This is a genomic window from Burkholderia sp. 9777_1386, assembly GCF_015712265.1.
Classification (GTDB): domain Bacteria; phylum Pseudomonadota; class Gammaproteobacteria; order Burkholderiales; family Burkholderiaceae; genus Burkholderia; species Burkholderia cenocepacia.
The window spans coordinates 171,162-177,301 of record NZ_JACCQB010000009.1; the positions used below are offsets into that span (position 1 = coordinate 171,162).

The 6,140-nt window shown below is 70.1% G+C and carries 5 protein-coding genes; 3 read left to right on the forward strand and 2 right to left on the reverse strand.

Annotated elements, in window-relative coordinates; translation table 11 throughout:
• The first annotated feature begins 60 nt into the window (after nucleotides 1–60).
• Together ku and ligD are read left to right on the forward strand one after the other, a co-directional pair.
• Entirely contained in the window at nucleotides 61–1,080 is a 1,020-nt protein-coding gene (gene ku / locus H0X91_RS10380) for a non-homologous end joining protein Ku (protein ID WP_059722873.1), read from the forward strand.
• Nucleotides 1,081–1,131: 51 nt separating this feature from the next.
• A complete protein-coding gene (gene ligD / locus H0X91_RS10385; RefSeq protein ID WP_196433015.1) occupies nucleotides 1,132–3,918 on the forward strand; it encodes a DNA ligase D in 2,787 nt (928 codons plus the stop codon).
• Between the two features lie 4 nt (nucleotides 3,919–3,922).
• On the opposite strand, the gene H0X91_RS10390 is transcribed toward ligD, so the two are convergent.
• Nucleotides 3,923–5,245 carry a cation:proton antiporter gene (locus tag H0X91_RS10390; RefSeq protein ID WP_077189915.1) on the reverse strand — a complete coding sequence of 441 codons (1,323 nt, stop codon included), beginning with the start codon at nucleotides 5,243–5,245 and terminating at the stop codon, nucleotides 3,923–3,925.
• Between the two features lie 42 nt (nucleotides 5,246–5,287).
• Complete coding sequence (locus tag H0X91_RS10395; protein WP_034203627.1) at nucleotides 5,288–5,656, reverse strand: DUF3175 domain-containing protein; 369 nt, start codon at nucleotides 5,654–5,656, stop codon at nucleotides 5,288–5,290.
• Between the two features lie 158 nt (nucleotides 5,657–5,814).
• Here H0X91_RS10395 and H0X91_RS10400 point away from each other — a divergent pair.
• Nucleotides 5,815–6,140 (forward strand): hypothetical protein (locus H0X91_RS10400; protein WP_196433016.1); only part of this gene is annotated, 326 nt, incomplete at its 3' end.

A 6,140-nucleotide genomic window follows, 5' to 3' on the forward strand; every position in this document is an offset into this window, starting at 1 on the left:
CGCGCGCCGTACGGCGCGCCTGCCCGCGGGCGGGCGCGCATTCGGCAAGGAGGAACACGCATGGCACCGCGGATGATATGGAAAGGCGCGATCAGCTTCGGGCTCGTGCACGTGCCCGTGCAGCTGTTTCCGGCGACGCGCACCGTGAAGCCGTCGTTCCGGATGCTCGACAAGCGCTCGATGGACCCGATCGGCTATCGGCAGATCAACAAGCGCACCGGCAAGGAGGTCACGCGCGAGGACATCGTGCGCGGCTACGAGTACGAGAAGGAGCGCTACGTCGTGCTCACCGACGACGAAATCCGCGCGGCGAACCCGGAATCGACGCAGACCGTCGACATCCTGACCTTCGTCGACGAGGACGCCGTGTCGTTCCTCTATCTCGACACGCCGTACTACCTGGTGCCGGACCGCAAGGGCGAGAAGGTCTATGCGCTGCTGCGCGACGCGCTGAAGGACAGCGGCAAGATCGGCATCGCGCTCGTGGTGATGCGCGACCGCCAGCATCTGGGCGCGCTGATCCCTGTCGGGCCGATGCTCGCGCTCGATACGCTGCGCTGGCAGGAGGAATTGCGGCCGCTCGACGAGCTGTCGGTGCCGGCCGACGACGCGAAGGGCGCGGGCGTCACCGCGCGCGAGCTGGGGATGGCGAAGAAGCTGATCGACGACATGTCGGGCAAATGGACCCCCGACGAATATCACGACACGTTCCGCGACGACATCCTCGAACTGGTCGAGCGCAAGGTGCGCGCCGGCAAGATCGAGGAGATCGAGGACCGGCCCGCGCAAACTGGCCGCGCGGCGAGCAACGTGGTCGATCTCACCGAGTTGCTGAAGCGCAGCCTGAAGGGCGGCGCCGGCGCACGCGCGGCGGATCTGCGCGAGGCGCGCGACGAAGCGGAGGACGAGGCGGCGTCGTCGTCGTCATCGCGGAGCGGCGCGCGCCGCAAGCCGGCGGCGAAGTCCGCATCGAAAGGCGCCGCGACGAAAACCGCGGCGAAGCGGACCGCCGCGAAACGCGGCGCGGCGAGCGACCCTGCGGCGAAGAAGACCGCCGCGCGCCGCAAGCACGCGGCATGACGCCGATGACGCCGACGCCGATTTCGACTTCGACTCCGACGAGGTGACGCGATGGCCGGCAAGCTCGATCCGTATCGCCGCAAGCGCCATTTCGGCGCGACGCCCGAGCCCGAAGGCGCACACGGCAAGCGTCGTGCGAAGGCGCAGACGAAAGCGGGGACGCAGCCAAACGCGAAGCCTGCCGCACGCGCAGGCCATCCACTGCGCTTCGTGATCCAGGAGCACCACGCGCGCCGGCTGCACTACGATTTCCGGCTCGAACTCGACGGCACGCTGAAGTCGTGGGCCGTGCCGAAGGGGCCGAGCTTCGATCCGCAGGTGAAGCGGCTCGCCGTGCACGTCGAGGATCATCCGCTCGAATACGCGTCGTTCGAAGGCGAGATTCCGGCCGGGCATTACGGGGCGGGGTCGGTCGTCGTGTGGGACGAAGGTACGTGGACGCCCGATGGCGGCATCGCGCATGCGCGCGAAGGCTATCGGGCCGGCAAGCTGACGTTCCGGCTCGACGGCGAGAAGCTGCACGGCGGCTGGGCGCTCGTGCGCAGCGGGCGGCAGGAGGGGCGTCAGGAGCAGTGGCTGCTGATCAAGGAGCGCGACGACGACGCGCGCAGCGTCGATGAATTCGACGTCGTCGGCGAGCGGCCGGGGAGTGTGCATGACGGTGCGTCCCACGGCGCGGCGCGCAAGCATGCTGCGCGGCGTCGCGGATCGAATGGCGCGGATGGCGCGAATGGCGATGCACGTGCCGCACGACGCGAAAGCCCCGAAAGTCCCGAAAGCCACGAAGGCCCGCGCCCCACCGAACCGTCGCAAGTCGAAGGCGCGGTACGCGCGCCGCTGCCCGAGCGCGTCGCGCCGCAACTCGCGACGCTGGTCGATGCGCCGCCGACTCAGGGCGGCTGGTGCTACGAACTGAAGTTCGACGGCTATCGAATCCTCGCGCGCATTGCCGGGAAGGGCGCGCGCCGACGCGTCACGCTGATGACGCGCGAAGGCCGGGACTGGACCGCGAAGCTGCGCGCGCAGCGCGACGCGCTCGCGGCGCTCGACGTCGACGACGCGTGGCTCGACGGCGAGGCCGTCGTGCTCGGCGACAACGGCCTGCCGGATTTCCAGGCGCTGCAGAACGCGTTCGGCACGGACCGTTCGGACACGATCACTTTCTTCGTGTTCGATCTGCCTTATCTCGACGGCTACGATCTGCGCGACGCGCCGCTCACCGCCCGTCGTGCATTGCTCGAGCCGCTGCTCGCGAACTGCGACCCGGCGCGCGTGCGCTTTTCGCCCGATCTCGGCGAGGACATCGCATCGTTGATCGCGAGCGCCTGCGACACCGGCCTCGAAGGGCTGATCGGCAAGCGCGCGGAGTCGCGCTACCGCGCCGGCCGTTCGCCCGCGTGGATCAAGCTCAAATGCCGGCGCCGGCAGGAGTTCGTGATCGGCGGCTTTACGGAGCCGTCGGGCAGCCGGCACGGCTTCGGCGCGCTGCTGCTCGGCGTGCACGAACCGGCGCCGGCCGGCAAACGGCGACGCGGGCCGGGGCCGCTGCGCTACGTCGGCCGCGTCGGCACCGGCTTCGACGCGCGGATGCTCGACCGTCTCGCCGCGATCCTGCGCAAGCACGAGCGCGACACGATGCCGTTCGATGCGCCGCCGCGCGAACGCACGCGCACGCGCGTGCACTGGGTCGAGCCGACGCTCGTCGCCGAATGCGAATTCGCCGAATGGACCGGTGACGGCATCGTGCGGCAGGCCGCGTTCATCGCGTTGCGCGACGACAAGCCGGCGGAGCAGATCGTCCGCGAGATGCCGACACACACGGAAACGGAGGGGGCGATGGATCAGCGTTCGACTACGCAGGACAAGCCGCGGCGTGCGTCACGCACCGATCGTCACGCGAGCACGGGCCAGGCGCGCGGCGCGCGCGCCGATGCCGATACCGGCGACGATACGATCGGCCGCGTGCGCATCACGCATCCCGAGCGCGTGCTCGATCCGCAAAGCGGCACGCGCAAGCTCGATCTCGCGCGGTACTGGCAATGGGTCGCGCCGTGGCTGTTGCCCGACCTGAAAGGCCGGCCCGTGTCGCTCGTGCGCGCACCCGGCGACATCGCCGGCGAACTGTTCTTCCAGAAGCACGCGGAACGCCGCGAGATTCCGTTCGTCACGCAGCACGAAGGACTCGACCCGGGCCACGGGCCGCTGCTGTCGATCGACAGCGTCGACGCGCTGCTCGGCGCCGCGCAGATGGGCACGGTCGAGCTGCATACGTGGAACGCGCACGCGTCGAACATCGAGCGGCCCGACCGCATCGTGTTCGACCTCGATCCCGACCCGGCGCTGCCGTGGCGCACGATGATCGACGCCGCGCAGCTCGTGCGCGGGCTGCTCGACGAACTCGGGCTCGTATCGTTCTGCAAGACGAGCGGCGGCAAGGGGCTGCACGTCGTCGTGCCGCTCACGCGGCATGCGGGCTGGGACGACGTGAAGGACTTTTCGCGCGCGGTCGCGCAGCACGTCGCCGGTACGCTGCCCGACCGTTTCACCGCGACGATGGGGCCGCGCCACCGGCGCGGCAAGATCTTCGTCGACTATCTGCGCAACGGCCGCGGCGCGAGCACGATCGCCGCGTATTCGGTGCGCGCGCGGCCCGGCATGGGCGTGTCGGTGCCGCTCGACTGGGACGAGGTGCCCGCGACGACCGGCGGCGCGCAATGGACGATCGACACGCTGCACGAACGGCTGGATACGCTGAAGCGCGACCCGTGGGAAGGTTATGCGAAGACGCGCCAGCGCATCACCGCGGCGATGCGCGCGCGGCTCGGCGCCGATGCGTGAGCCGTCAGCGCCGATGCTGCTGCAGCCGGTAATACCAGTTCATCAGCGGCGTCGCGGAAATCCCGTGCGCGACCACCGACGCGGACACCACCGCCAGCACCGGCGCCGCGAGCGGGCGCACGACGTCGGACGGTCCGTGCTCGAGCGCGAACAGCAGATAGTAGAACGAGCCGATCCCGCGAATGCCGAACCACGCCATCAGCCGCCGCTGCGCATGCGTCGCACGCGAGCCGGCCAGCGTGACCAGCACCGCGAGCGGGCGCACCGCGACGAACAGCACGGCGGCCAGCGCGACGGCGCCCCACGTGAGCAGCGGGCCGGGCAGCGTCGCGAGCACGCTGCCGACCATCGTCATCACGATCGCCTCGGCGATCCGTTCGAGCTCGATCGTGAAGCCGAGCACCGATTCGGCCATGAACGCATGCGCTTTCTCCGGATGCTTCTCGGTCGCGACGACGTCTTCCGAATCGATCTGGCCGATCACTTCGCGCGGCGGGCGGTCGCCGCTCGCGCGATGCTCGACGCGTCGCATCGCGACGCCGGCCGCGAACGTCGCGATGAAGCCGAACGTATGCGCGAGCTGCGCGGCGCCGAACGACAGCACGATCAGCGCGAGCGCGAAGAAACCTTCGAGGCCGAGCGCCTGCGCGTGCCGCGTGCGCAGCCAGCCTATCGTCTTCGTCGTGACCCAGCCGAGCCCGCCGCCGATCGCGACCGCGCCCGCGATGCCCCACAGCGCGACCAGCGCGAACGTGCCGGACAACGGCGGGATACCGTGCGTCGCGCCCGGTGCGCCGCACAGCGCGAGCCCCGCGAGCGCGAACGGCAGCGCGATGCCGTCGTTCATCCCGCCTTCGCCGGACAGCGCGAAGCGCACCAGGTCGCGATCGCCCGGATCGTGCACCTGCACGTCGTGCGCGAGCACGGGGTCGGTCGGCGCGAGGATCGCCGCGAGCAGCAGCGCGGGGCCCCAGCCCAGGCCCAGCGCGAGCACCGCGCAGACGGCGAGCAGCGGCACGGTGACGACCATCGCGAGCAGCCCGAGACGGCACGGCACGAGCCACAGCTTGTCGGACAGCGGCACGCGCAACCGCAGCCCGATCGCGAACAGCGACACGAGCAGCGCGACTTCGACGATCTCGCGCAGCAGGCGCCCGTCGCGTTCGAGGTCGAGATGCAGCAGGTCGGCGCCGGTCGGACCGAGCGCGACGCCGAGCACCAGATAGATCATGGCCGAGCTGCAGGGCAGGTGGCGCAGCGTGGACGTCACGACGCCCATGCCGAGCAGCACCGCGCCGATGATCAGATACCAGAGCGTTTCATGCATGCGTGTGATCGCAGCAGGGGGAGAGAGGCGGCGCGCCAGCCGTCAGGGCTTGCGGCCGAATGCCTCGCGCAGCTTCCGCTTCGCGCGTTCGAGCGTCGCGCGGCGTGTTTTCGGCAGGTTGCGGCCCGCGCGGTTCACGTAGAAGTTCAGCATCGACATCGCCGACTGGAACGGCGACGCCTTGCGGCGGCGGCTGTGTTCGGCCGAGCGCTTCAGCGACGCGGCGATCGCGGCCGGATCGTCGGATTTGAAGATGTCGGGCTCGATGTCGAGTGCATCGCTTTTTTGCGTGACTTCGCCGGACCAGCGCTTGCGGTGGGTCGGGTCGGCGCTGCGCGCGCGGCCGGGTCGGCGCGTGTGGCGTTTGCCGTGCGACTTGGCGTGCGCGTGGGAAGCAGAAGCGGAAGGCATAAGGCAAGGGGCTCCGTATGGAATCACAGGACGGTCGTGCGAACACGGCGGACGCAAACCGCGTGCCGGGTCGCGAACGTGCCGACGACGGCATGGGCCTTGCTGAAAGACCGGAGCAGGAATTTCCATCAAGCGATCACCCACAGGGAGAAAACGCCATGAAATCAGCATTCGAATCGAAGTGTGTCGCGCGGCACGTGCTGGCGTGCGCAGCCGTCGCGATCGTCGCGGCCGCGCCGGCCGCATGGGCGCAGAACTCGCAGCGCTCGGACGAGGGCACCGGCGCGCCGAATCCGTCGATGGACATGTCGACGCCGGGCACCAACGGCAATACGACCGCGCCGCCTCCGCCGGCCGGCACGCAGCGGCATGGCGCGAAGCACGGCATGCGTTCGCACAGCGGGTCGGCCGGCCATGTGAAGCCGGGCGGTGGCCCGAACGGTGCGGGCGAAGGCGGTAGCGGCGCCACCGGCCGGCTTCACAT

Bases quoted from the DNA above. Each gene is read 5' to 3' on its own strand.
- H0X91_RS10395 (WP_034203627.1), bottom strand. From the start codon at position 5,656: ATGCCTTCCGCTTCTGCTTCCCACGCGCACGCCAAGTCGCACGGCAAA.
- H0X91_RS10390 (WP_077189915.1), bottom strand. From the start codon at position 5,245: ATGCATGAAACGCTCTGGTATCTGATCATCGGCGCGGTGCTGCTCGGC.
- ku (WP_059722873.1), top strand. From the start codon at position 61: ATGGCACCGCGGATGATATGGAAAGGCGCGATCAGCTTCGGGCTCGTG.
- ligD (WP_196433015.1), top strand. From the start codon at position 1,132: ATGGCCGGCAAGCTCGATCCGTATCGCCGCAAGCGCCATTTCGGCGCG.